This window comes from Shewanella sp. ALD9 (genome assembly GCF_002836315.1).
Lineage (GTDB): Bacteria > Pseudomonadota > Gammaproteobacteria > Enterobacterales > Shewanellaceae > Shewanella.
Genome location: NZ_PJCD01000001.1, coordinates 338,174 through 365,021, shown reverse-complemented (window position 1 = coordinate 365,021; position 26,848 = coordinate 338,174). Strand labels below are relative to the sequence as shown.

Genomic DNA, 26,848 nt, shown 5'->3' with positions numbered 1-26,848 from the left:
TCACCCTCATCGTGCTATCTATTGCTATTAAGCTACGCGAATATCCACAAATTACCACTACAATTACGGCCAGAATGCCGCAAAATCTAACAAACATCACTATTGGCAACTTTAGTTACAATAATTAATCTTAGTTAATACCATTAACCTTTGCTGCAAGCCGCAGGCTTGGTATTGTACTGGGGTTATTACTTTATGTTTTTATTGTCACTATTCAGCCGCACCACACACTTTGAATAGGCATAAAAACACCTAAAAGGGCCAAGACCCAAGGATATTTCAATGCGTAAAACACTTATCACGACTGCAGTTAGTGCTGCACTGATGCTCAGCGCGTGTTCAGAGCAATCAGCAGACACCGCCATGGCAGCCAAAACGACAACAGATGCATCAACAACTATGACTAAAGCGCCTGCCACTGCCGAAAACGTACTGTTAACACCAAGCCCTTTACAATACATGGCACCACAGTTCGACAAAATAACAGCCAGCGACTACTTGCCAGCATTTGAGCAAGGTATGAAAGATCACAAAGCTGAAATCGCCGCTATCACCAATAACAGCGAAGCAGCCACATTTGACAATACCATTGTCGCACTAGAAAACACCGGGGCTATTCTAGACCGTACTCAACGAGTGTTTTTCAACCTGTCAGGGCTTATCTCAGACGACAACTTCATCAGTGTTGAAGAACAAATTGTGCCTAAGCTAACGGCACATCAAGACAACATCTATCTTGATGAAAAGTTGTTTGCTCGTATCCAAGCGATTTATAAAAATAAAGCCACATTAACAGGCGAAGACTTACGTTTAGTTGAAGTGTATTACGACCGTTTTGTCCGTGCAGGTGCTGAATTATCAGTCGCAGACAAAACAACAATGCGTGAGCTAAACGGTGAACTAGCCAAATTTGAAACCAGCTTCTCACAAAACGTATTAAAGTCATTTAATGACGACGTGATCGTAATTGAAGATAAAGCCCTACTTGACGGCTTATCAGACAACGACATTGCATCATTAGCTGCTGCCGCTAAAACTGCTGGTAAAACGGGTTACATGATCACTTTAGTGAACACCACCACTCAACCATTGCTTTCTAGCCTTAAAAACCGCGATATACGTAAACAGCTATGGGAAACCTCAGCATATCGCGCCATGGACACCAACGCGCCGTTAAACATCAAAATTGCTCAACTGCGTGCACAAAAAGCCAAACTATTAGGTTACCCAACATGGGCGGCATACTCGCTAGGCGACCAAATGGCCAAAAACCCAGAAGCGGTTTATGGCATTCTTGACGACTTAGCCCCAAAAGCACTGGTTAAAGCCAAAGTAGAAGCGGCAGACATTCAAGCCGAAATCGTTAAAGACGGTAAAGACTTTACTTTAGAGCCATGGGACTGGGCTTACTACGCAGAAAAAGTGCGTAAAGCCAAATATGACTTAGACGACGGCCAGGTTAAACCTTATTTTGAAATGAATACCGTATTAAACGACGGCTTGTTTTTCGCAATGGAAAAACTGTACGGCATTACCGTTAAACCTCGTACTGACTTACCTGTGTGGCACAAAGACGTCACTGGTTATGAAATCTTTAACAAAGACGGCAGTTCACTAGGTTTGTTCTATCTCGATATGTACGCCCGCCCTGGTAAGCGTGGCGGCGCATGGATGGATGAGTACGTTAGTCAGTCATTCTTACAAAATACTAAGCCAGTGGTGTACAACGCACTTAACGTACCTAAACCAGCAGAAGGTCAACCTACTCTGTTAACGTTTGATGAAGTGAGCACGTTATTCCACGAATTTGGTCATGCCATTCACGGTTTATATTCGCAAGTTAACTACCCAAGCTTAGCTGGTACCAAAACTGCACGTGACTTTGTTGAGTTTCCATCACAAGCTAACGAAGACTGGAGTATTGATCCACAAGTGCTAGCCAACTATGCGAAACACTACCAAACTGGTGAGCCAATTCCTGCAGAGTTATTAGCTAAAGTGTTAAAAGCACACACCTTTAACCAAGGTTTTGGCACAGTTGAATACTTAGCTGCAGCGTTGCTTGATATGGAATGGCATTCAATTCCAGCTGGCACCGAAATTACCGATGTTGCCGCCTTTGAGAAACAAGCACTAGCCAAACACGGCCTAGACTACGGCCCAATTGCACCACGCTACAAAACCACTTACTTTAGCCACAGCTTCGGCGGCGGTTACTCAGCGGGTTACTATGCGTACCTTTGGACCGAAGTGTTTGCTGCAGACTCGTTTGCTTACATGATGGCTCACGGTGGATTAACCTTAGAGAACGGCCAAAAATACCGTGACGCAGTATTGTCAAAAGGTAATAGCCAAGATCTAATGCAAAGCTACATCGACTTTGCCGGTAAAAAACCATCAACCGACGCCCTATTAAAGCGTCGTGGTTTAGTACACTAAGTATTATTGTTGATATAAGCCTCTCTTATTGGCAACTCGCCAACAAGAGAGGCAAGCTTGCAATGAAAGCGCTTTAAAGATTTAAAAGGGTAAATATTGTGCAAACGTGAGCCTTTTTGTGTCATTTTGCACATTTGTTGTGCCATCGAACACATCAAGGCTTTACATTTTTTCTAATACCCTTATTATTCACCGCGTTCGGAGGGATGGCAGAGTGGTCGAATGCACCGGTCTTGAAAACCGGCAACGGTTTATCCCGTTCTAGGGTTCAAATCCCTATCCCTCCGCCACATTCAAATAAAAAGGCCCGCTATTTATAGCGGGCCTTTTTATTGGGCGAAAGATAGGACTTTGAACCCACGGGTTCCTCTTTATTACAAGCAAGCTATCCCTCCGCAAGATTTAAGACAAGAGATAGGACTTTAAACTCAAGGGTTCCTCTTTATTACAAGCAAGCTATCCCTCCGCAAGATTTAAGACAAAAGGCTCATCAGAAATGATGAGCCTTTTTTCGTTTAGGCGAAAGATAGGACTTTGAACCCACGGGTTCCTATTTATAAGATCGATACTTATATATGAGTTGTAAAGTGTATTCAGCATGTGGTTACTCATTCAATGACGAATTAGTGTAGTCATTTATGTCTACGGGCGGCATGTCTCTGCACGCGGAAGTGCATTCACTGAGGTATACATGCTGACTTTATTTATTGAGAAATAGTTACTCGAAGTATTGAGGTGCTTTTCTATAGAAACCATTATTTACTGGTTAGATTGTGCTTAACCGAATGAACTGATTTTAGATACAGGCATAAATAAATTTAGCTTAATTAAAGTCAAACAATTCGTAGCGTAAGTCTAATGTCGTAATGTAGATTGAGTTCGAAAAATATAATGGATTGATAATATTGCAATAAATATTATCGCTTGTTTTTTAAACGACACTAATGCGCAACCTTGGTTTATTTTGGAATGTTGAGAGTATTTTATCACTTTACATCAAAGACATAGAGAATGTACGATGATATAAATCAATAACTTGAACGGTCGACTTTATTGGGCGAGCCGTTCAGTAAGCTGTTGAACTAAGCCGCTTCGCGGAGCCAACAGAGGCTTCAATTGAGTTTATTACCCTCATTGAATCAACCAAGCTTAAAGATGTATGATAGAAAGATACGATGAAAAGGAATTTCAATGAAAAACATACCCACTACTCGATACCAATTAACTCAAAACTGCTCTGTAGCCCAGAGTCATCATCAAAAAAGCAAATTCCTAAAGCATGAAGCATGCCAATTAATTTGGACTAGGCATCGGCCAAGTCCAACAAGCGATTTACGTCTTGCTAACAGTGCATAAATACTAAAACGTTAGCACTCCAAAGTGTCATGGCCGCAGCACAAAGGAATATATATGACAATCACTCCGGAAAAAATAAACAGTCTATGCGAGCAATGGTGTTTATCTGTCAAGACCCCTGATGGAGGTATGGCAATTGGTGGAAATTCTGAAAAATTTCGACTTTTTGCAAATGGTGTCAAATTCCATGAATTGGATCACTTGAGTTTAATGGCATCAATCCTCGGTCTCTCTAAAGTGTTGCTATTACCAGGATTAAATACAATTATTGTACAAGATCACTTTGGTTTATGGTCTTGGTGTGCAGAAATTATCGTTGGTAGCAGATCCGAATATTTTAGTCATGAAGATCATGAAATTAAGTCATTATTTCAGGCTTCAATCAGAGCTTCACTGGCAAATTGTAAAAAGCCAGCAGGATCAAGTGAAGAGCATCAGTTACAATACGAAGCTGAACAAAAACTCCCGCATCATGCTCGATACTTTCTGTCTGACTCTTCTCTAGTTTTAGCCTATATCAGTTTCCCATTGCTTGAATCGACTCTAAAGCGAGTGAGTTCAAAATGTCTGAATATGGACGGTACAGTAAAGTCTGATTTTCAAGTACAAAATCGTGCAGGCAAACCACGACATTATAAAACGGGAACTCAATGCTCAAGCATTCGAGATGCCTTAAACCTTGTATATGATCAGGTTGCAGATTCTGAACTTAAGGTGTTATTGGATCAATTCAGAGTTCATATTTCAAGTTTAGATGGCTCTCAAGACCCTTTTGATCTTATTTACTCATGGCGAAATCAATCGTTACACGGAAGCACAAACTTTCAAACTATAGGTGGGACTTTACTTAATTTATCTCTACTTCTTTGCGTATACAGTTTGAAAGATAATTATGAAGAACTAAGAGATAAAGTGGTAGAGCACTGCAAGTGGGAAGAGAAGCATGACCATAAAAGTCCTTGGTCATTTTATCCACCATACTAGTCTAACAAGGCGTTGCACTAAGCCGCTGCGCAGAGCCAACAGAGGCTTCAATTGAGTTTATTACCCTCATTGAATCAACCAAGCTTAAAGATGTATGATAGAAAAATACGATGAAAAGGAATTTCAATGAAAAACTTACCCACTACTCGATACCAATTGACTCAAAACTGTTCTGTAAGCCAGAGCCAGCATCAAAAAAAGCAAATTCCTATAGAATGAAGTATGCCAATTAATTTTGACTAGGTACCGACCAAGTCCAAAAAGCGATTTATGCCTTGTAACAACGCAACGCATAAATACTAAAACGTTATGTTTCCGAACAAACAAAGGTAGAAAATGGGTATTGAAAAGATACTAGAAATTTCATTGGAGTACATAAATGCACTTGTTTGGCCAGGAGTGTTATTGGTAATTATCTTCTCATTTAAAAAACAAGTTGAAAACCTGTTTGTACGCGTCAAAACGAGTGAAATTGCAGGCGCAAAATTCAGTTTTACTGAAGTGGCTTCTGGAATGATTAGCTCAAAGGTAGACGCGATTGCTGACGAAACGGACCCAAAACTCAGAGCCAAACTAGCAGTTGAGGTGAAAAGTGTCGCCGCAATCTTAGGGGCGATTCATCCGATAACTTTAAGTTTATTAATTGGTGGGGCTGGCGGAAATGCTTGGTCAAAGAGTATATATCAGAGTGAAAGAAATTACTTCGACCAGTTGGAAGAAGGAAAGCTAGCAAAAGTAATCAAAGAAGGTGAGGACAAGGGAGAGGATAGTCTTGGCTTTGTGAAGCTAGAACTATTACACAAAGGTGAGGAGTTACTATCTTCAATTGGTTTCTATGACAAGCTTCAGGGAAACTCGCAGTGAAGTTAAGCATAGTTTCCTCTGACATCGGTAAACATAACAACTATGACCCAATAGCTATTATTAGGCCTTAGCGCTAGAAGCTGAATATAATTCTTCTGACGATAAATAAAACAACAGTTTGGTGTAACAATTAACTAATTCAAAACTCGTACAACCCGCGAATACAGGCGTCTTAGAAGTAGGGGCGAGGGTTCAAATCCCTACCCCTTTGAATATTGAGTTTTCAGAACGATGACTTTACGTTTATATTCTGTAGTTATACTTTAGCCCTCATAAAGTTTCTGTGTTAACCGTATTTGGCCGCCTATTTACAACACGCTTTGTGACTGAACCACTGATCTTGTCACTAACCCATTAGGAATCGAAACGATGAAACAAATCTGCTTGGTTTTATTAGCTTTTTTCTCAATACCTTCATTGGCTGATGACATGGTGTTAGCTGACACAATGAAAGCGCTTGATACTGCGGTGTTTGACTCATTTAACCATTGCCAAAATCTGCAAGAGCTAGATAAGCACGCAAGCTTTTTTGCAGCTGATGTTGAGTTTTATCATGATAATGGTGGGGTAACGTGGGACCGTGACAGCATGATTGCCAATACAAAAAATAATGCATGTGGTCATTACACCCGAAAACTGGTTGAAGGATCTTTTAACGTCCACTCGATTAAAGATTTTGGTGCGATTACAGAAGGGGTGCATATCTTTTGTCAAAATAAAACCAACCAATGTGAAGGTAAAGCTGACTTTGTCATGGTTTGGCGTAAAGTAGACGACAAATGGCAAATAACCCGAGTATTGAGTTATGGTCACCGTGAAAATAAATAAAAGGATATTAATAATGTACAAGCAAGTTTCAATTATTACACTCAGCATGATGCTGTTAATGGGTTGTTCTGGCACAGTGCCTACTTTAGGCATTAATGATGGCCAGTTAATGCCATGTCCTGAATCGCCAAATTGTGTCAGTAGCCAACAATCAGCTGCAGATGAAGAGCATGCGATACAACCGATTGAGTTCGTCGGCACACGCCAGCAGGCGCAGGCAAAACTGTTGCACGTATTAAAGACTGCTGAACGAGCGAATATCGTCGTGGTTGAGGATGATTATATCCGAGTAGAGTTTACCTCTCAGATAATGCGGTTTGTCGATGATGTTGAGTTTTACTTTCCGTCAACAGCATCCGATAAAATAACCATCCATGTTAGATCCGCTTCTCGTATCGGAGAGTCTGACTTTGGGGTTAACCGCGAGCGAATAGAACAGATTAGAAATAACGTCAAACTATAGTGACTGCCAGGTAAATAACAGGTTAGCTTGTGTCTATTTCATTTGGCTAAAAATGAAATAGACGGAAACGGTCTTACCCAGAGGTTGGTCTGAAGCGTTCGTATACAGAGCCGTTATGTGTTTGGTTAGTTTCAGGTTATCTACTGCGACATGGTCAACTAAACGTCATCAACGGTGACATCATCAACTATTAGCTATCAACTATCAACTATCAACTATCAACTATCAGCTCATCAAAGTCTGGAGTTAGCATGAATAATAAAATTATTGGGATTGTACTTGTTATTGCGGGTATTTTTTTAGCATTGTGGGGCTACAATATTTATGATGCAGCGAGCTCCCAACTTACCCGCGCCATAAGTGGTGATACACCTATTGAAGCCTGGGCTGGAATGGCGGGTGGTATTATTGCGGTTCTAATAGGTATTACAAAGTTGAAATAATGGATTGTGATTAAACGTTGATGTAAAAACATTCAACCATAATGGCTGCCAACTGATGACTATTTATAAGTAAAGTTATTGACTACAAAAACCAAATTAATACGTGTAAACAGCAATTGATTATTGGTTTTTACTTTTGAACGTTCATTACTATTGGCACCGGTAAAGGTTGCAGTAAATAACCACTGCAACCTTATTTTAGACCTCACCTAAATAACGTTATCCAGCCAGCTTGTCGTTAAGTAAATCGAGTCTATCTTGTCCCCAAAATGGCTCATTTTGATACACATAGGTCGGTACTCCCAACAAGCCTTTTTCAATAGCATCTACAGTATTAGATTCGTATATTACTTCGATTTCGGCTGACAATGCTTGCTGTACAACACTGTCGGCGTCGACATTGAGTGAGGTTAATATTTGCTTAATCACCGCTTCATCAGCAATGTTTTGATCTTTTGCCCAACATGCTGCCAGTACATTACCAACAAATTCACCGACATCTTGTCCAGCTTGTTGTAACACAATTGTGCATCTGTCGGCCAAACTTGGGTCTGCAGGGAAAAAAGCAGGCTGTAGATTAAGGGTCAATTTGCGCTTTGTTGACCAACGAGCTAACTCAATTAAGCGATAGTCTTGTCGAGCTTGCAGGCGTTGTTTTACCGGTAACACACCTAATTCAGCAAATAATTTTGCCAGTTTAATCGGCTTATAGTTGATAGCAGCTTTGTGCTGTTCAGCCAACGAGGTAAAGGTGCTATGGCCTAAATAGGCATAAGGAGAAAGACTCGTAAAATAATACTCTATTGCTGTTGTCATGGTTCACATTACCTTTTTGGGCTTATTTGAGGGGCTGAGTCATCACACACGTGTATTTAGCTTATACCTAGCATTAACTGCTAATAGATAACGGGTAACGACCATAATACAATCATAACTAACAGTTAAATTCCAAGTACTATGGCTGAAAGTCTGCCTTCTGGCCACTGAGAAAGTTAATATCAAGTCTATGATAATCTCACAATAAACCTTAAAGAATATTAAGTCTCTCAACGATTAAGACCATAATGTCATAAGGCAGAACAACACAGAATCTTTTACAGGATCAATTGTTGTAACTCACTCTTTAGCTTAAAAAGTGTTTCACACTCCCGCTAAGTGACTGAGATTGAACATAGTCGGCATAACGCTGTTATAGAGTGATGCTGATAAATACAAAAAGTGCCAAAAGGCACTTTTTATATTTTAAAGAGGAAAGATACCTCTTTAGCAACTTAGCATTTATTGCGCTGGATTAACGCCAGGGATAACTTCATCCACACCAAAGCCTGTTTTGGCCGATTGAATGACATTAATCGCTTCAGATGTCAGTGCATTATTGCCTGTCAGTAGGTCATTTAAATTACCAGACTCTGAATTAACTAAACCTAACTCTCGTAGCATAGCGTCGACCACAGGGGCATTAGCACGATAGTTTAATGCAGCAGTGGTTACTTGCTCTGCAATACCACCCTGGGATTGGTTACCCTCGCCGTTACTCATTTGATTGCCCGTACCATAGCCTTGTAAAATCTTAATACCTTCAATTTTTTCAAGCGGTTTAACGGCTTGAGCAATAATGTCTGGTAAGGCTTTTAATATGGCTAATGATCTTTGCAGTGCAATTTGTTCGTTGCTCAGTACGTTTTCAGCTTCGTACTGTGCCCGCTTACCCGCAGCTTCAACTGCATAGATTTTCTCATCGGCTGAGGCTTTTAGCATCTTAGCGTCTGCACTGGCACGCGCTTCAATTAAAATGGCGCTAGCTCTATCTTCCGCGGCAACTTTTTCTGATTCAGCTCGAACCGTAACACCCACGGCCTCACGCTCAGCTTCTTTTCGGGCATCAATAACTTCAATGTCTTTACGACGATTAGCTTCAGCAGTTTGGCGCGCAGTAATAACCGCTTCTTCTTTTTCTACCTTGGTTTTTTCAGCTTCTGCAGCGCGAGCGCGAGCGGCTGACTCTTCTTCCGACTTAGCGGCCACCGCAATGCGTTTGTCTTGTTCAGATACTTCAATATCGCGTTGTTGCTGAATGCGTGACTGTTCAATAGACTTATACTTTTCAATTTCACGGGTTTCGATGTCTTTGGTTTTTTCAATTTCAGCCGTTTCAATTGCGCGCTCTTTGGCAATTTCTGCTTCACGTTCTTCGCGGGCTTTGTTTTCTTTTTGTTTAATGATTTCAGCTTTTTGATCGGCACGTTTAAATTCAAGCGACTGTTGCTGCGCGAGGCGAGCTTCTTCTTCCGACTTTTCGATTTCTAACGATTCTTTTTCTGCTTCAAGATTACGCTGTTCAATTTTGATGCGGTTTTCTTGTTGAATATCGTTGGTTTCTTTACGTTTTTCTTCAATGATTTTTGCTAGACGAGCACGACCTTCGGCATCAAATGCGTTATTTTCATTAAAAAATTGCAAGTCAGTTTGATCAAAACCCGTGAGCGACACAGATTCTAATTCTAGGCCGTTTTTCTCAAGGTCATTGGCGACATTGTTCTGCACTCGCTGGACAAAGTCTGCGCGCTGCTCGTGCATTTCGGTCATGGTCATTTCAGCTGCAACGGTACGCAATACGTCGACAAACTTTGATTCCATTAATTTTTTAAGTTCTTCAACACGATTAGTGCGAGTACCTAACGTTTGCGCTGCCATTGAAATCCCTTCGGCATTTGGCGCAACACGTAAATAGAAGTCGGCTTTTACATCCACGCGCATTCTGTCTTTGGTGATCAGGGCATCTTTTTGATTTTTTTCGACTTCAATACGCAAGGTATTCATGTTGACCGAAATCGTTTCGTGCAGCACTGGCAGCACAATTGCGCCACCATCTTTAATGATTTTCTCACCGCCGAACCCAGTACGAACAAAAGCCATTTCTTTACTGGCTCGTTTGTACAATTTGGCAAAAATAAGTCCAATAATAATCAATCCTAATACTGCTATGCCAGCAATGAGGAGGACAAAGCCGCTTCCTGAATCAAAGTTTGTTAACGTTTCCATTTAATTTCCTTTTAAATACAACTGTGTTTTATCAAAAAGTGTCATTGGAATGACATTTTTATTTTTAGGGTATATCTCAATAAGATATTTTTAGGTTAACTGAATCTGGTTGCTGTCCAGACTTTGCCTTGATGAGCGATGAGTACAACATCGACGCCAGGCAAAAATTCGACATCGTCGTGTTCTGGTTCAACTAACACGTAGTGTTTCTGCCCAAATGTGTCCCGAACCACCGCTTCTGTCGGCATGCCTTTTATTGCACGACCTTGGGTTATCTTGCCTACACAACCGCCAAGCGCATCAATTGATATTGCTGAGGTTTCGTTTTTAGGGAGAATATTGGCAATACCATTACCAATAAAGTGGCTTGAAAAAAACATTATGACTAACGCAACAGGTACGGTGATGATTTGGGGTAAGAAGCTGCCAAAAAGTTGTGAATAGCCAAAGTTAATCACATACCCTGCTATCGCAAAACTACTTAATGCTAATACAAACCAGATAAGTAACGGTAAGCGATTAAGACACAGCCAACCCAATATACCTGTCATACCGGTAACCGATACCGTGGTATCAACATCTGTATCGACATCGAGTGAAAACCAATTATCAAGTGCACTAAATACACTTAAGCCTGCAATCATGGCGATGATTTCAAACATCCCCAGCATGACCACAATAACAAGCGCAATTGAAAAGGGTATATTTGCTTGAGCGACTAAAAAAGCCTGCATGGCTCCTCCATAAACCTAACGGGTTAAACTCCATTTGATTGTAAAATATCATGTTATTTTGCAAGAGGATATGAAACAGCAACACTTTTTAGAATATATTACCTCTAGCTCAGTCAAACCAATGAGTTTAACCACGGGGTTTAGACAACATCAATACGCCACGCGCTAATATTATCTCGAGTCGGCCAATAGTGGCGATAATACCGACAATCTTCCATCAATGGGTTCGGTTATGGTTAACCCTAAAATATCAGCAATGAGTGGATACAAATGAATGTTTTCGGCATAGTCGACTGTCACATGATTAAATGCCGGCCCTTGAGCGTACAACACTGTGTTCATGTCGCTGATGACACTGGCATCATAACCGTGCTTGCCTACTACGCCAGCCCTCGCATCGGTGCTAGTAATGTAATGTTGATTACTGATTAATATTGCATCACCAATTGACGGATTATTGTTAAAGTGCAAAGACGCGGGAATATCTTGTTGGCGATAAAATTGCAAACCAGGCACTGTTTGGGTTAACGCTTTTAAGGCATCTAAATCTTGTTGCTTATTCTCACCAGTGGCTGTGACTAATGAAAAAGCCGCATCGTTATTAAAGCTAAATCTAGCTTTTAACGCTTTATTGTCCACAAACAATTTATCGGTATACAGACGTTCAAATCCTGCAACATTCGCCATACCATGATCGGATGTAATAATCACATTAACCTTAAAAGGTAAGGCTTTTATTCCCGCTAAAAGCAGCCCTACAGCTTGGTCAACTTTCTGCACCGCTTGATAGGTGTTTGTAGACTCTGGGCCAAAAAGGTGGCCTGCGGTGTCTACATCTGAAAAGTATAACGTTACAAATTGTGGCCGCTGATCTTCGGCCAAATTAAACCACTGCAAAACCTGCTCGACTCTTTCATTGTTGGGAGCATTGTCACGATAAGGCAACCAATAATTTGGTCGCTGACCAGCAATTTTAGCTTCTGAACCTGGCCAAAAATAGGTGGCACTTTTTAATCCTTGCTGACCCGCTAATGACCATAACGGCACCCCATGGTAAAAGCGGCCGTCAGTGACCGCTTGTTTAATATTCATGGCATAAGGCTGTTGCAAAGCATGATTATAAAATCGATTTGACACTATGCCGTGATGAGCGGGGTAAAGACCTGTCACTAAGGTGATGTGATTAGGAAACGTCACAGTCGGAAACGACGGCTTAAAATGAGTGATTGTGGCAGCGTGTTTAGCAAAATCAGTAAGGTGATTAGGGCTATGCAAGCTGTTGTAATCGTATCGATAACCGTCAATAGACACGAGTAATACATAGGGTTTTTCTGGTACTGCTGCTGTAGTGTTAGCTGATAAATAACAGCTCAATAAGCTAGTAATCAATCCACATATAATAGCAATGACACGCATGATGATTCCCCATGATATATAAATATTAATAATATCAAATGAATATGACAATTTTATTGATTTTGATTCTATATTTATCAATATATAAAGCGCTGTCAATATGATGTCTACACTACAAATAAACCATGCTAATGACATTCCAGTGGCATTAGTATTGAAGATATACCCACAATAATGGATTCACCGCAGAACGTATCAATCACATGGCGAATAACCTAGCCACCCAACCTTATTAATTCGAGAAGATAAGCGTGGATCACGTAACCAAGACATTCTCAATAGGCTCAGGATGAGAACGTGCATATTTTAACGGTGAGCAGAGTAAACAAATTAGAATTAAACATGATTTGTTATTAATGAGTAAATGGCTGACGTGAAACAGGCGATATTAATATATAGTTACTGAGAACCAATATGTTATTGGCATCACAATGTTGGAGATTGGATGAAGTTAAAAACTCTAAAATCACAAACTCAGTCCAGCATGCTCATGAAAAAACGAGCTAGAGTTGATTTTATTGTTGGTACATTATTCGTGGTAATCATGGTCATTTTGTCTTTCGCGTTTAATGTCGAATTTGTTGAATCAGTTTATGAATTTACTCGTAGCCACGAAAGCTGGGAAATGGATGAGTTGATTTTTAGCTTTTTATGGATTGCATTAACTGCAACTATTTATGGCATAAGACGAGTCATTGACATTAAATCAATTAACAAAGAAATCACCTATCACGCGTATTACGATTCACTAACTGGTCTTCCAAATCGAACATTAGCGCTGTCTCAATTAGATAAATTACTGCAAAATTCTCATAGAACATCAACGAGTATTGGTGTCATTTTTTTGGACTTAGACGGCTTCAAGGATGTTAATGATTCATACGGCCATGAAGCGGGCGACATACTCATTAAAAAGGTGGGTGAAAAGCTAGCTTCGATTATAAGAAATGATGAGATAGTGGCTCGACTTGGCGGCGATGAATTTTTAATAATTGCAGGTTTTCCTCAAGGAACAACCAATATAGAGTCACTGATTAATCGGCTCTTTAAGTGTCAAAACGAACCATTTAGCATCAATAGTCGCAGCATTGATATGAGCTTCAGCATGGGTGTCGCACTTTCACCACAGCATGGTAACTCCGTTCAAGAATTATTAATTGCAGCAGATTGTGCAATGTATGAAGCAAAACGTAATAAACTGAATACAGCTTGTTACTATACCGATGAAATAGGCCAAAAAATCTCTGAACGCTATCGACTATCCGCGCAACTTAAGCTGGCCATTCAAAACGAACAACTATATTTAGTCTATCAACCTATCGCTTGCGCTGTGTCTGGAGCAATAGAGGGTTATGAAACACTGACACGCTGGAATTTGCAAGGAACACATATTAATCCAGAACTGGTTATTAACCTTGCTGAAGACATTGGTCTATCGGAAGACTTTTTTTAATGGCTGCTAAAAACAACGTTGGCAGAAGGAAGTCGGTTTTTAAAACGAGATCAATTTATCGCGATAAACGTATCAGTTAAACAATTTTTAGACGTAAATTTTCTGGTTAACACTCAAAAAATCATCTCTGCATTTGATCATATTAATATTGAGTTTGAGATTACAGAAAGCTCGTTAATCGCAAATTTTACAGAAACAACCAACAGAATTGACGCACTTAATACGATGGGCATTAAAGTCATGATTGATGATTTTGGGACAGGTTATTCGTCATTAAGCCGACTAAAACATCTAAAAGTAGACAAAATTAAAATTGATCGTGAATTTTTAAATGATGCTGTTAATGATAAAAAAAGCGCAGGGATTTATGAAAGCATTGTCGCACTTGCTCATAAACTCGATATTGATGTTGTTGCTGAAGGGGTTGAAACCAAAGAGCAGCTAGATTATTTACGTCAATTTAAGCCTATTTTTTTACAAGGTTATTTATTCCAAACACCTAAAATAAGCACTGAACAAACATCTGAAATTATCATTAAAGACATCATTTTACACACTTAGTACCTGTTCATTGCTCTTAAAGAAAAACAGATATATTACTGTAAATTATCACAATGGAGCCACCACCTAAAAATAGCCCAAAGTGCTTATTATCCAATGATAGATTTTGCTACATCCCCGTCTAGAGCTAACTGAATACTTCACCTTATTCGATGATATAACAGGCATTAATTTTACTGCCCCCTTTCACTCATCTACTTTGTACGACTTAACCTAAATTGCATATAGGCAGCTGTAATTCCATTGGCATCTTCGATTTGTGGGTAATGTCCCAGCGTAGACAGTTCAGTTACATCTGCATGAGGAATCAATTTACGATAATGATCGATCATGTGTTGACCAGAGATCGGATCTTTAGCCCCTGCGATCAACTTGATCGGTATTGTACTGTTGATAATCGCCCCAACCCAACGTTCACGGTATTGTTTACGCTGGGTGATATAGCGAATGACTTTATGCATTACCGCGATACCATTATTGTGATTAAGCAATTGCCATAATGTGTCAATAACCTGTGGCCTAGGCGGTGTCGATGGCCCAAATATACGTTGTAAATTAGCAGCAAACTTTTGTTTGTTAATTAACTTAGACACCAGAGGCCCTAATGGAGACAGTAGCAAGCTTTGAATAAGCAAAGGTTTGTGGGTTTCGGGGAACAAACCTCCATTAAGAAAACACACACTGTTAATGCTCAATGTACTGTTGCCATCAAGTTGTCTTGCTAACAACTCTTGCGCGACCGTATCGCCGTAGTCATGGGCTAGAATATGATAATGGCTAACGCCAAATTGCTGTAAAACAGCTTCATAAATATCGGCTTGCTGACTGATTAAATAATCAACATTTTTGGGTTTGTCTGAAAATCCAAAACCCAACATATCAAGAGTTACCACAAAATAGTGTTGAGTTAACTCATGCCACATACCTTCCCAATCCCAACTTGCGCTAGGGTAACCATGAATTAGCAATAACGCTGGTGCCGTTCTATCACCCGCTTGACGAGTAAAGATCTGCTGATCGTTAATAGACAAAAATTGCCCCTGCTGTTGCCACTCGCACAGTTCGATCATGACGATATTTTCCGCTAAATAATGAGTTTAGATAACAGAATCACACATCATCCCCATATTGGCTAGTCTGTTTTTATGGAAATTAATCCATAAAAAATAACTTAATTACACTTAAGTTAATGATAAATCGATACTTAAATTAGCTAGCATTTTTTGTTCCTTTAAATCATCACGAAAGTAGTATTTTTAAGCATTGGACGTATACTTATTAGTATTCCCTCGTAATGACGGTAAACTTATTGATGCAAATGCTAGCTGACCCACAAACACTGCATGATAATCTTAAATTGCTATACCGTAGCGCCATTCCTGGTATCGCAATTACTGCTCTCACAATCACTTAACCACCTACTAATATAAAACTAAATGTTCTGTTAATTTATTGTCTGATTAATGGGCGCTGGTGCTATGATTCCAGTTTATTCGACTTCAGTTAAACCACACATAAAGTTAAGCTTTTTATTTTAAAGAATAAAATATTAATGATCAGCTATTAGCCCAATAGTTATTAACTGATTAACATCGCGAGGAACGTCAGTGTTAACAGATCCATTGTTTTGGTTAGTCGCTATTCCAGCGGTATTAATCACCGGGATGTCAAAATCAGGCTTTGCTGGCGGTGCAGGCGGATTAACCGTGCCTTTACTTGCCTTGGCCATTAGCCCTGCAGCAGCCGCGGCAGTGATGTTACCGCTATTGGTTTACATGGATTTTTTAAGTGTGCGCTCTTGGTGGGGAAAACAAAATACGACCCAACTGTGGATTTTGTTGCCTGCGGCCATTATCGGTATTGTGGTGGCTTATCTGCTATTTGATCAACTTAACGAGCAGTATTTACGCGGCTTATTAGGGGTTATTTCGTTAGGATTTGGTGTTTATGGTTTGACATTGGGAGAATGGTCACAACGAAAACCATCCTCTTTTATCGGCCGAGTTTGCGGCACAATTGCTGGCTTTACCAGCTTTGTTGCTCATGCCGGTGGGCCGCCATTAAATGCCTATTTAATCCCGCTGCGTTTGCCTAAAACAGAATACTTAGGCACTGCGGTGGTATTTTTTGCAGTAGTGAATGCTGTGAAGTTAATTCCCTACAGCATGCTAGGACAAATTAACCTTAGTAATTTATTAGTCTCTGCATCATTGGCGCCCATTGCCTGGATTGGGGTAAAACTCGGACTGCGCATTCAAGATAAGTTTGATGAAAAACAGTTTAAAAAAATAATCCTCAGTTTAATGATCGTGGTAGGTTTACGCTTATTGTGGACGGCACTGATACCATAATTGATGTGGTAATATTTGCCTATCGCGTTGATTCATAAATTGAGCTATCAAATTGAGCCATCCAATTTAAATCATCGTAATATTTGATACCGCTATAACAAGCCCAACAGTATAAATAAGGTAAAATATGAGTGCTGATAATCGCTATTTTTATGAACCCAGCAAAGGTCATGGTCTGCCACATAACCCACTTAATGCCATTATAGGCCCACGTCCCATTGGTTGGATTGCCTCTCGTAATGCTCAAGGCCAGCGAAATCTAGCGCCTTATAGCTTCTTTAACTGCTTTAATTACGATCCGCCAATTATCGGCTTTGCCAGTACAGGTTGGAAAGACAGCGTCGCCAACATTGTTGAAACTGGCGAGTTTGTATGGAACTTAACGACCCGCAGTTTAGCCGCGCAAATGAATCAAACCTCTGCAGCATTACCCCGTGGCACTGATGAGTTTGAATTTGCTGGATTGACACCAATAGCAGGCAACATTGTTAAAGCTGACCGCATTGCACAAAGCCCGGTCAGCTTCGAATGCAAACTGTCGCAATGCATTCAGTTAACCGCAGCTAATGGTGACAAAATTGATACTTGGTTAGTGCTTGGTGAGGTTGTAGCTGTACACATTGAAAAATACTTGCTGAGCCCAGAAGGAATTTATCAAACAGCATTAGCTGAGCCTGTTTTGCGCGCAGGTGGACCATCGGCTTATTATGGTATTTCCGACGAACAGCGTTTCGACTTACATCGCCCGACTTTATAAGTATCTATACCAATCCTATGAAACAAATAAGGCTACCATTGGTAGCCTTAAATCACTTTAGAATCAGTTAAAGCTGATGATTAGAACTGGTAATGTAAACCCAATGCAATCTGTTCAATCTCAGCATCAATATCATCAATATAACCATATTCATCAATATCAAGATCACCTTTGCTCATATCGTAGCTTAAACGCAGGTTTAGGTGCTCAGTCAATGCAGCATTAATACCCACACCATAGGTAAAACCAATACCAGAAGCAGTAAAATCATCATAATAACCATCTACAACAACGGCCATTGATGCGAAACCCACTTTAACGAAACCCGAAAATGTCTCATTAAAATGCAGAGTAAATGTTGGTGTAAAGGTCAGCGCACCGGCAACAACATCAAAATCGTCTTCACCTACGTTGGCCGCAAAAAAATTGCTTTCTAAGCCAAACCAGTCATTAAACTGATAGCCACCGTAAACACCGAAGCCTGTTGCTGATTCAGAACCACTGGCATCATCTGAACCAAGTTCTGTTTTATTCACCGCACCACCAATATAAAAACCACTGCTATCTGATGTTGATAAGCTTGTATCTGTGTTGGCAAAAGCCGGAGTAACTAAAATCGCGCACAATATTGTGGCTAGAAGAGACATTTTGTACATCATTGTTCCTTAATGATATTTGAAAAAACGCAGAATAGTAGCATGTAATATTATTCTGTAAACAATTAATAATATTAATCTTTTAGGCTAGTTGATGTCGGTATCGTATTGACTTAATACACTATGATTGATAACGCAATTCTGCTTTATATTGGTACGAAATGAAGTGATTGACTCACACTATAGAAACAAAAGTTGGACAGGACTAACTTGATGATGTTGAAACTATTATCAGGGCGGAAATTTCAAGCCTCACAAATGTAAAACAAATAAAAACCCCAAGAGACAATCAACGTTCGATTGGCATTTGGGGTTTTATGTTAGCGATTAAACCGTAAGCTACAGGTTAACGCCTAATGCTTTTACCGTTTCGATATTAATGTATTTATCGGTTGGTAAGTTATTATCATTTTGGAAAGCATTTACCGCTTTAATGGTATCAACACCAACAACACCATCGATTTTACCTGGGTTATAACCCTTCGATGCTAACGCCTGTTGTAAATCGGTAATGGTCGAACGTGTCATGTTGGTTTCACATAAGATTGGACGCCATTCCATAAAGCCATCTTTATCGATACGGCTCAGCGAAACGGTTTCAAACTCTGCAGGCACTTCAGAACGCATCTCTTTAGCAGCAGAGACTAACTTAGTGACACTCATCGTTTCGTATTTTGCAGCAACATCTATGCGTTTAGTCGATGCAGGGCTTACTACGACACGGCGACTAACCGTTTCAAATTCAGCTGGCGTTTCTGTCAAACAGATCTTGTTACCCGTGCGAGTTGCTTTGGGATGTTCCTCGTTATGCACGTCATGCCAAACAAATTCAACATCAGCAACTTTTTGAGTTACCTGAATATTTTTATACTTAGCAGGAATTTGTGTGCGCACTTCTTTTGCTTCGCTCACTAATTCTTGTACACGTACTGTTTCGTATTCTGCAGGAATATCGACAGTGCGTGATGTAGCAGGTGAAACTAACACTCGTTTTGTGAGTGTTTTATAAGTGGCTGCCACTTCAACTAAACACATGATTTCGCCAGTCGCTTCATCAATTTTCTGGATTGGGCCAACGCCTTTTTTCCAAATATTGTGAGCTGGTACGTCGACAACATCTTCAGTAACAGTCTCATATTGTGCTGCCACTTGCTCCATGCGAGTACTGGCTTCTTTAACTAAAATACGCTTCTCAATCCAACGAAATTCAGCTGGGAGAGTTTCAACCACATCATAGGCTTCAGCAATAAGAACCGACTCACCTTTTTGCTCATAACGTGCAGGCATGTAATGTTCATGGAAACACATACCAGCAGTTGCATTATTTAGGTTAATGCCGTGCTCTGTAGCCGCTTTTAGTAATTCAGCACTTGCAGGCGCACTGCCTTTACGTAGGTCGACTAACCATTGCGAACCCGCCGCACGAATTAACTTTTTCTCGGTCACAACATCATAAGTAGCTGGTAAGGCGACCATGTTAAAGCTAGCAGGTTGTACCTCAATGGTTTCAGTTACTTGCTGGTATTGTGCTGGCACAATACTCACGTTTTCACTAGCTTCCTTTACCATTAAAGTTTCGGTGTAATTTTCGTATGTAGGTTCTACCCATACACGCGCGTAACACTCACCTGGCTTAGCGTTAGGTGGAAGTAATTCGCCCTCTGGACTGGTTTTAACAACTAAAGCATCTTGCGCTTCTGCTTCACGCTTGGCGACCGCTTTCTCTCTTTCTAACAAAGCACTGTTTCGTTGCGATAATTCTTCAGCGTTATATACAGATACATTAGCGGGTTGTGACAAGTTACTACATGCAGTCAATAAAATAGCAGCAGAAATTGTACTCAGTTTGAAAATAGTTGTCTTTGCAGTTGCCATGATTACTCCTGGATAAATTTGGCGGATTTGATACTAACTTGTAAATATTTGTAAATATTTGTTACATTTTGATAATAGGATACCGTCAATTTAATGACTGTTCAACAACGCAGACTTAATTATCAAATAGAATATAAACAATAGGTTGTGTAAAAGCACAATGTTTCAGCCATTATATTGACTTTACTTTGAAGATAATCCTATCGTAATTGAAACAATTAAATGTTAAAAATATGTTTCAAAACAATTGCTAGTTCGATTATTAAAACAATCAAAAAAAATCATCGCCTAATATTTTTCAGCTTGTTTTATGAGCATTTCTAATAAGGGGCATTAATTTAGTTTTTTTCATTATCGTGAATGAATATTGATAAAAATACCCATGAAGATGTTTTATGGCAGCGACTGAGCTAAAAATGAAATGCCAATATAAAGATAAATCCGAACAGGATAATTTATCATCGAGGTATCAATAAAACAGAAGACAGCACGAATTAAAGAGATTAATAATGCAGCCTCATAAAAATGAATTCGAAATATTTGTTATTATTCACCCCAAAATCACGAATACTAGACACCTTTGTATATTCCAGACTATATTTTACAGCGTGTTAGCCTCGCAATTGATGCTTCGACCTTAACTCATATTGAAGTGATCCAACCGCTTTGGGGTGGTTATGGTCAGTTATTTAGGGCTTATGTAACGGGTAAATCGTACTCGTCAGTGATTGTGAAATATATCTGTTTACCTCAACAGGAATCGCATCCTCGAGGTTGGAATACGCCACTGTCGCATCAGCGTAAATTGCAGTCGTACCAAGTGGAAGTGAATTGGTATCAGCACTATGCAAATCTTCATACACAGCAGAGATTCAGTCCTCTGCCGCGTTGTTTGTATGTAGACCAACAAGCCAATGAAACCCTGTTAGTGTTACAAGACTTGCATACCCTGGGATTTACTCAAGTAAGAAAAACCACCACATCTGAAACCGTACTCGCGTGCTTAACGTGGTTAGGGCATTTTCATGCTAAATACATGCACGTAGAGCCAAAAGGGCTTTGGCCTGTCGGCACATACTGGCATCTAGATACACGACCAGACGAGTTAGCCGCTTTAGCCGACAGCCCGCTTAAGTCGGCAGCCCATCTCATCGACGATGCCTTGAAACAATGTCCATTTCAAACCTTGGTGCATGGCGATGCCAAATTAGCTAACTTTTGTTTTAGTCAGGATGACCATGCTGCAGCAGTCGATTTTCAATATATCGGCCAAGGTTGCGGTATGAAAGACGTAATCATGTTACTCAGCAGCGTATTGAGCTATCACGAACCAGAAGCGTTAATTAATGGCTATCTTAATCATTATTTTGTCGCGCTAACCCAAGGCCTAGCTGAGTGTCATCCGCTAATCAATCCGCTTGAGGTACAACAGGCATGGCGACCTTTATATTGTTTAGCCTGGGCTGATTTCCAGCGTTTTATTAAAGGTTGGAGTGTTGAGCATTTCAAAATCAACCCATATACCGAAGCGCTAACCGAGCAAGCGATAAAACAACTCACCACAGCTTAACGCTCATTATTGCTGATTAATTAACCACCTAAAGGCTATTATCTTATCCCTATTGGCTAAGGCTGCTATTGCCGTCTACAGTTGATAAACACTGTAGTATTTGTTGTCATCCATCGGTTATTTATTACCAACAAACACTGCAATCCTCAGTCTAATTCGAGTAAACATAGCTTCGTTTTGGGTTTGTATAAACAAAGCCATAAGCTAGGAAGTCACCATATGGAAAGTCCGTTTACGTATATTTTAATCACCTTGTTTTTTTCTAGCATTTTACTGTCGATAATCTTTTTCATGACCTGGCAAACCATGGGTAAGCAAAAATATGCGTTGATGTTTTCTTTGTCTTTTTTAGCCTCGACTGTGCTGTGGGCTAATAGTTTATTTAAAAGCCTATTTCTTTCTCATAACCTGTATTGGATGATCGGCTGCAGTGTATCCATGCTGTCGGTGGTGCTCGGGACATGGGGACATTGTTTACGCACTAACACTAAAATCCACCCTGCAACATTGCTTGGCCTAGGCATATGTGGGATGGCGCTAACCTATTACTTTACTTATATTAGCCCACATCTAGGCTTAAGAATGTCGTTGTATTTATACGTTGATGTGCTGTTGTTGATGATCACTAGTGTGGTGATTATTAAGCATCGCACCAAATCACGGCCAGCCGAAATTGGTGCGTCGTTAATGCATTTCATATTTGCCATGTGCATATTTGTTGCAGCGAGTATCGCGCTATTCCAAGGTAAAGAGATGGATGTGGAACTTATCAAGCTCTACGCCATTGTTAACTTTACCGCCCTACCTGCGGCTTATGTTGGTATGTCAGTATTTGTGATTTATATGCTGGCTTCTGATTTGGCCGAAGAAATGAAGTTGCTGGCGATGACAGATTCATTGACTGATTGCTTTAATCGTCGGGGATTTTATAGCCACGCAAAACAAAAATTACTTGAGCTACAAAAGCAGCCGCAACATGCATGCCTCATTTACTGGGACATTGATAAGTTTAAAGCCATTAACGATCAGTTCGGCCATGCTGGCGGCGATCAAGTATTAATCAGCATTACCCAGTTAATTAAACGACATATAAAAAAAGACGACTTAATCGGCCGCATGGGCGGTGAAGAGTTTGTTATATTGATCGAGCGCAGCAATTATCAAGAGTCTATCAATGTTGCCGAGCGATTAAGAGCCATGATTAACCAAACACCTATTGTGTATTGCGGCCAGCAAATTAGCATAACCGCCAGTTTTGGGGTCGTTGAACTCAGTAACCAAGACATAACGATAGAGCAAGCTATCGATCTCGCCGACAGTGCGTTATATCAAGCCAAAAGCAGTGGCAGAAACAAAGTCGTGTTTAGCTAACCTCCGTTAAGGATAACTAACCCTTTGTGAATCGAAGCCACTGCCTAAAACGATGAACGATTGCCCAGATTAAGAGAAGGTTAGTTAACTTCTATTCGAATATTATCGCTTAATGTTTCAAGCTGGGAAATTAACAGTGCGATAGTCACATTCTCCGGTAATCTTAATGTCAGCTTAGCGCTATACACCGTTTTACCTAAACTGGTGACTTGTACACGGTAACATTCTTGGTGGTCTACGCTGACTTCAAGATCCGCTAAAATTTGATTCATGTCATGGGTTAAGCCCGAGCGATCATTGCAATCTAAAGTGAGTTTACATTCTGGCGATAGATGTTTAGATTCACGATCGTACTCAGCATAGACAAACGTTAATTGTGAAAACTGCTGCTCTAATGCTTGTTTTAACGCCGCTTCCTTATCGACATCTATCATTACCCGCATCATGGCCACAAATTGTCCGTCGAGTTTAATGACTTTACTGGTTTCCCAACTTGCGCCTATTTCACGGCTAACTTGAGCAAGTGATTGCAGAAGATTGGGCTTTAAAGTCCCTAATACAGTAGTGATAAACCTATGTTGCATATAACCTCCGATCCCAATAAACCACAATGATGTTGGTATATTTAATGTGGTTTTAATTAAAGCCTAATTACAGACTAGCTATCACGCGAAAGCACGTCTGTGGTCTAGCACACAAATCAAACAAATGAGTTGTCATCAACAACCAAACATACCAATAGATTATGTCATCGAGCAGGTGAAAATGGTTGGTATAATGCTCAACGTTATAGCAGAAGAGAGCCGGGGTTAGTCATAAATTATTGGCCATAGAGATGATTTTTGCTGTAAATGTTATTTTTGCAAGCCACACCAAACTTAGTGAATTTGTATCGCTTACATCACAGAATACTCCGCATCAGTCACCACTTAACCGCCCTAGTGAATAGCAGAACAATGCTATTTTTGACACCTGTCGCACTAACCGCAACAACTTGCACAATATCACCCCACTCGCATGTGCTTTCAGTATCTGTTTGAATTTAAATAACTTATTGGAAAAATTAAGTTTAGCTTTACACTATTAAATACAAAACATAAATTAAGTCATTGTTTTTAATAATGAATAACTTGCTTTACGATTAGCTATTCATCCCTATTGCTGCTTATTGCTACCCGTAGACGCTTTCTCTAAAATGCGCGCCTTGCCCAATCGGGGTGTAAATTAATCTTTAGCGCCGTTATATCGGCGTTAAAACTTTCCATTAAGGGAACATGATGTCTACAAAATTAGCGAATCCTGCACCATTAGGATTAATGGGCTTTGGCATGACAACCATACTGCTCAATATCCATAATGCTGGCTATTTTCCAATTGATTCGATGATCCTCGCAATGGGGATTTTCTACGGTGGCATTGGCCAAGTGATTGTCGGCATGATGTGCTTTATGCGTGGCGACACCTTCGGCACCACCGCGTTTACTTCATACGGCTTATTTTGGTTAACCTTAGTGGGTATTATTTTAATGCCAAATATGGGCGTAGCCGCCAGTCCAGCACACTTTATGGGTTGGTATTTAACGCTGTGGGGCACCTTTACTGCCTTTATGTTTGTGGGATCGTTACGTTATCCACGAGCAAAACAAGTAATATTTGGTTCATTAACCATCCTGTTTTTCTTATTGGCCGCACGCGACTTTACCGATAATGCACTGCTTGGCACTATTGCAGGATTTGAAGGTATTTTTTGCGGAGCAAGCGCTATTTACTTTGCCATGGCCCAAGTGCTTAACGCTGAATATGGTCGCACTATTTTACCTGTTGGGGAGTTAACTCAGACTAAAGCTCAGGTTCAGCCCCAAGCAACTGAAGCGGAAAAAGTAACCTTACACTCGGTTAAAGCATAAATAACCCGAGCTCGGGTTAAATACTTAACAGGTCGATGCATTGCATCGACCTTTTTGTTTGCATAAATTAATGCACCAAACGACAGCCACACACGGTATTACTCGGCTGAAATAAAACCACTGCATAATCTTTTGTTTCATCGCGCTCCAATACCTGAAGACTTAATGAGTGCATACCATTCTTGTTTAAATTTATTCCGCTAACATACGACAAATATTCATAATGTGCCGGTATATCGAGACTGCCCCCGCCTAAATACTCTTGTTTAGTGGTCACTGAAATATCGTACATTTGCCTTTGAGCATCAATTCTATTCACTCTACCCGTCATCGCTAATGTGCCAGCTGAATTGCCCTCTAAGTCATAATAGCGGTAATTAATTTGGGCTAAACCATCTTTAGAAACGAGATCGACCAATAAATAATGATCGCTATCTGCAGCGCCAACTTCATGATTAAACAGTTCTGAACTGCAGCTCAGCATAAAACTCGGAGTCTTGGATGTTAACGAGTAAATGCCGCCAATACTGGCCAGCAAACACAATAGAATGACAATATTGATTACCCATAATCCTTTTCTTGCCATTGCACTAATGCCCCTGAGATCGATGAGATGAAGCGAGTCGAACAGGTAATGAGTCGCAAATGTTCACTTGTTCAAGCCATGCTGAATTGATAAATCGCTTAGGTTGGCGTAAGTCGCTAATTTTTAAATTACGAATAATAGACTGGCCCAAATAATCACCTCTGAGGGTAATGTTCAGTACTTGCTTGTCATGAGATAACGATAAAAAAGCTTTATTCCATACCGTTTCAGCACAACCTAATAAACTTTGTGTGAGCAGTTGTCCTTGACCAATCAGTAACTCATTATTGGTGTTTGAAGCTGAATACAGAATCACATCTACTTGCTGGCCCGAATTTAAGCTCACCGTTTCTATACTCAACGGCATAGTTGGGCTGACAGCATGGCCAAATTGATTAAACCACCATAGGCTTACCAGCGACACGCTAACAACTGCAATAACCACCAGCAAAGCTTGTAATGGCCGAATGACTACGCGGGCTAATTTATTGTCGGTTTCTTTACGGGCACGATGATGCCTCAGCAAATAGCCTTGGCCTTTTACTGTTTCGATAAGCGTTTCATATTGTGGTCCAAGAAAAGAGCGTAAGGTAAAAATAGCCCTGGCGACTGACGCTGAACTCAAATGTGAATCGTCTTCATGACCCGACTCTAATAATGGTTTAGCAACAACTTTCCCTTGATACTCGACCAATAATGTCAGCACATGTAACTCGGCTCTGGGAAGATGCCACACCACTCCGGTTTCCTGGTTAATTAACTCCCCTTTGTCGACACTGAACCTGCAATGTCCCAATTGCATGTAGACCGCCTCAATAATTGACCTAACTTCGACATACTGAAGTGTATGCATAAAATCTTATGAAATCTGTGATCCTTATACCTAAGCGCTTTATTCCTTAGTAAAAGTAAGTCTTTAAATGTGCAAACTGATAAATTTGCGAGCGACATCACATCATTTCATGATTTTAAAAACACACTAAACGGCTGCAAAAATGCATAAATGTGCAAAATAGTGAGACTCACATCACAAAATCCTATGACGTTAAGCACATTCAGCTTCAATAAATCGATGCCACAATCACTAAAAAACCTCATTTCAAGCCGCTATTTTTATCTGTCTTGAATCACATCTTTAATTGCTCCATTGCTTATTGTTACCACATCAAGTTGCTAACCCATTTTTACTAGC

At 40.2% G+C, this 26,848-nt stretch carries 22 protein-coding genes, 1 tRNA gene and 1 pseudogene; 14 read left to right on the top strand and 10 right to left on the bottom strand.

The genetic code is table 11. The features are described 5' to 3' along the window. The first annotated feature begins 282 nt into the window (after window positions 1–282). The 8 genes from CXF88_RS01720 to CXF88_RS01690 all read left to right on the top strand — a co-directional run bounded on the left by CXF88_RS01720 (window position 283) and on the right by CXF88_RS01690 (window position 7,377). The gene (locus CXF88_RS01720) at window positions 283–2,439 is read left to right on the top strand and encodes a M3 family metallopeptidase (RefSeq protein ID WP_101085061.1); all 2,157 of its coding nucleotides are present in this window, start codon (window positions 283–285) and stop codon (window positions 2,437–2,439) included. Window positions 2,440–2,639: 200 nt separating this feature from the next. Next, window positions 2,640–2,729: transfer RNA gene (locus tag CXF88_RS01715), tRNA-Ser, on the top strand. Between the two features lie 901 nt (window positions 2,730–3,630). Then, complete coding sequence (locus CXF88_RS21875) at window positions 3,631–3,795, top strand: hypothetical protein (protein WP_157822761.1); 165 nt, start codon at window positions 3,631–3,633, stop codon at window positions 3,793–3,795. A gap of 54 nt (window positions 3,796–3,849) precedes the next feature. Continuing rightward, entirely contained in the window at window positions 3,850–4,779 is a 930-nt protein-coding gene (locus CXF88_RS01710; protein ID WP_101085060.1) for a hypothetical protein, read from the top strand. Window positions 4,780–5,115: 336 nt separating this feature from the next. After that, entirely contained in the window at window positions 5,116–5,643 is a 528-nt protein-coding gene (locus CXF88_RS01705) for a hypothetical protein (RefSeq protein ID WP_101085059.1), read from the top strand. A 369-nt stretch (window positions 5,644–6,012) separates the two neighbouring features. Beyond that, entirely contained in the window at window positions 6,013–6,471 is a 459-nt protein-coding gene (locus CXF88_RS01700) for a nuclear transport factor 2 family protein (protein ID WP_101085058.1), read from the top strand. A gap of 13 nt (window positions 6,472–6,484) precedes the next feature. After that, window positions 6,485–6,934: a DUF1499 domain-containing protein gene (locus CXF88_RS01695; protein WP_101085057.1), complete on the top strand. Its 450-nt coding sequence runs from the start codon at window positions 6,485–6,487 to the stop codon at window positions 6,932–6,934. A gap of 251 nt (window positions 6,935–7,185) precedes the next feature. Next, window positions 7,186–7,377, top strand: a complete 192-nt coding sequence (locus CXF88_RS01690) for a DUF3185 family protein (protein WP_101085056.1) — start codon at window positions 7,186–7,188, stop codon at window positions 7,375–7,377. A 219-nt stretch (window positions 7,378–7,596) separates the two neighbouring features. Here the strand turns inward: CXF88_RS01690 and CXF88_RS01685 are convergent, their stop codons facing one another. The 4 genes from CXF88_RS01685 to CXF88_RS01670 all read right to left on the bottom strand — a co-directional run bounded on the left by CXF88_RS01685 (window position 7,597) and on the right by CXF88_RS01670 (window position 12,569). After that, entirely contained in the window at window positions 7,597–8,193 is a 597-nt protein-coding gene (locus CXF88_RS01685; RefSeq protein ID WP_101085055.1) for a 2-hydroxychromene-2-carboxylate isomerase, read from the bottom strand. Window positions 8,194–8,655: 462 nt separating this feature from the next. Beyond that, window positions 8,656–10,419 carry a flotillin family protein gene (locus CXF88_RS01680; protein ID WP_101085054.1) on the bottom strand — a complete coding sequence of 588 codons (1,764 nt, stop codon included), beginning with the start codon at window positions 10,417–10,419 and terminating at the stop codon, window positions 8,656–8,658. 95 nt (window positions 10,420–10,514) lie between these two features. Then, complete coding sequence (locus CXF88_RS01675) at window positions 10,515–11,153, bottom strand: OB-fold-containig protein (protein ID WP_101085053.1); 639 nt, start codon at window positions 11,151–11,153, stop codon at window positions 10,515–10,517. Window positions 11,154–11,324: 171 nt separating this feature from the next. Next, window positions 11,325–12,569, bottom strand: coding sequence for an ectonucleotide pyrophosphatase/phosphodiesterase (locus CXF88_RS01670; RefSeq protein WP_157822760.1), 1,245 nt, complete (start codon window positions 12,567–12,569; stop codon window positions 11,325–11,327). 445 nt (window positions 12,570–13,014) lie between these two features. On the opposite strand from CXF88_RS01670, the pseudogene CXF88_RS22040 reads away from it, so the two are divergent. Beyond that, window positions 13,015–14,583: pseudogene (locus tag CXF88_RS22040) on the top strand (EAL domain-containing protein). Window positions 14,584–14,777: 194 nt separating this feature from the next. Here the strand turns inward: CXF88_RS22040 and CXF88_RS01655 are convergent. Then, complete coding sequence (locus CXF88_RS01655) at window positions 14,778–15,653, bottom strand: alpha/beta hydrolase (protein WP_101085049.1); 876 nt, start codon at window positions 15,651–15,653, stop codon at window positions 14,778–14,780. A 537-nt stretch (window positions 15,654–16,190) separates the two neighbouring features. Here CXF88_RS01655 and CXF88_RS01650 point away from each other — a divergent pair. Beyond that, the gene (locus CXF88_RS01650; RefSeq protein ID WP_101085048.1) at window positions 16,191–16,934 is read left to right on the top strand and encodes a sulfite exporter TauE/SafE family protein; all 744 of its coding nucleotides are present in this window, start codon (window positions 16,191–16,193) and stop codon (window positions 16,932–16,934) included. Between the two features lie 127 nt (window positions 16,935–17,061). Beyond that, a complete protein-coding gene (locus tag CXF88_RS01645; RefSeq protein ID WP_101085047.1) occupies window positions 17,062–17,691 on the top strand; it encodes a flavin reductase family protein in 630 nt (209 codons plus the stop codon). 80 nt (window positions 17,692–17,771) lie between these two features. On the opposite strand, the gene CXF88_RS01640 is transcribed toward CXF88_RS01645, so the two are convergent. Together CXF88_RS01640 and CXF88_RS01635 are read right to left on the bottom strand one after the other, a co-directional pair. After that, window positions 17,772–18,338 carry a porin family protein gene (locus CXF88_RS01640; RefSeq protein WP_310734185.1) on the bottom strand — a complete coding sequence of 189 codons (567 nt, stop codon included), beginning with the start codon at window positions 18,336–18,338 and terminating at the stop codon, window positions 17,772–17,774. A gap of 348 nt (window positions 18,339–18,686) precedes the next feature. Then, window positions 18,687–20,222, bottom strand: coding sequence for a peptidoglycan-binding domain-containing protein (locus CXF88_RS01635; protein ID WP_101085045.1), 1,536 nt, complete (start codon window positions 20,220–20,222; stop codon window positions 18,687–18,689). Window positions 20,223–20,802: 580 nt separating this feature from the next. Here CXF88_RS01635 and CXF88_RS01630 point away from each other — a divergent pair. Next, complete coding sequence (locus CXF88_RS01630) at window positions 20,803–21,792, top strand: phosphotransferase (protein ID WP_101085044.1); 990 nt, start codon at window positions 20,803–20,805, stop codon at window positions 21,790–21,792. A 219-nt stretch (window positions 21,793–22,011) separates the two neighbouring features. Beyond that, complete coding sequence (locus CXF88_RS01625) at window positions 22,012–23,163, top strand: GGDEF domain-containing protein (protein WP_101085043.1); 1,152 nt, start codon at window positions 22,012–22,014, stop codon at window positions 23,161–23,163. Window positions 23,164–23,243: 80 nt separating this feature from the next. Here the strand turns inward: CXF88_RS01625 and CXF88_RS01620 are convergent, their stop codons facing one another. Next, window positions 23,244–23,747, bottom strand: a complete 504-nt coding sequence (locus CXF88_RS01620) for an ACT domain-containing protein (protein ID WP_101085042.1) — start codon at window positions 23,745–23,747, stop codon at window positions 23,244–23,246. A gap of 693 nt (window positions 23,748–24,440) precedes the next feature. On the opposite strand from CXF88_RS01620, the gene CXF88_RS01615 reads away from it, so the two are divergent. Next, window positions 24,441–25,070 (top strand): GPR1/FUN34/YaaH family transporter, encoded by a 630-nt coding sequence (locus tag CXF88_RS01615; RefSeq protein ID WP_101085041.1) that lies wholly within the window; start codon window positions 24,441–24,443, stop codon window positions 25,068–25,070. A gap of 67 nt (window positions 25,071–25,137) precedes the next feature. On the opposite strand, the gene CXF88_RS01610 is transcribed toward CXF88_RS01615, so the two are convergent. Both CXF88_RS01610 and CXF88_RS01605 read right to left on the bottom strand, forming a co-directional pair. Then, window positions 25,138–25,656, bottom strand: a complete 519-nt coding sequence (locus tag CXF88_RS01610; protein ID WP_101085040.1) for a hypothetical protein — start codon at window positions 25,654–25,656, stop codon at window positions 25,138–25,140. A 4-nt stretch (window positions 25,657–25,660) separates the two neighbouring features. Next, on the bottom strand, window positions 25,661–26,458 hold the full coding sequence (locus CXF88_RS01605; protein WP_101085039.1) for a helix-turn-helix domain-containing protein: 798 nt from the start codon (window positions 26,456–26,458) through the stop codon (window positions 25,661–25,663). Window positions 26,459–26,848: the final 390 nt, after the last annotated feature.